The organism is Rhodococcus sp. IEGM 1366, from assembly GCF_033142425.1.
GTDB lineage: Bacteria > Actinomycetota > Actinomycetes > Mycobacteriales > Mycobacteriaceae > Rhodococcus_F > Rhodococcus_F globerula.
In genome coordinates, this window is record NZ_JAWLRZ010000040.1 from 1 (window position 1) to 583 (window position 583).

At 57.3% G+C, this 583-nt stretch carries 1 protein-coding gene; it reads right to left on the bottom strand.

Annotated elements, in window-relative coordinates; genetic code table 11:
- A partial coding sequence (locus R4P64_RS33950; RefSeq protein ID WP_317824580.1) for an AMP-binding protein occupies positions 1-583 on the bottom strand: 583 nt, incomplete at both ends.

Consider the following 583-nt stretch of genomic DNA (forward strand, 5'->3'; position numbering starts at 1 on the left):
TCAATCACCGACGCCAAATACCCCGGATCCCGATGACCATCAGCCGACGCCAACACCAACACCGCACCCACCCGCAACGGCATGAAAAAACCCCACAACGACACATCGAACGTCGTCGCCGTCTTCTGCAAATACACATCAGCAGCCGACAAAACATACTCACCCTGCATGAACTCGAGCTGATTCACAATCGCCGCATGCGAGACCGCCACACCCTTCGGACGACCCGTCGACCCCGACGTGAAAATCACATACGCCGTATTCGACGCCCGCAACGGCGACAACCGATCCACATCAGAAACCCGCGCACCCGAAAAACCAGACACATCAACAACATCGACACACACAACCCGACGACCCGACGCCGTGAAACCATCACGCTCCGTCGACACCACACACACCGGATCAGCCGAATCCAACACATACTCATTACGCGAGGACGGAGCATCAGGATCCAACGGCACCCACGCCCCACCCGCACGCACAATCGCATACAACCCAACCAACAAATCCACAGACCGCCGAACAGCCAACCCCACCAACGACTCCGGCCCAACACCCAAACCAATCAAATAACGCGCAA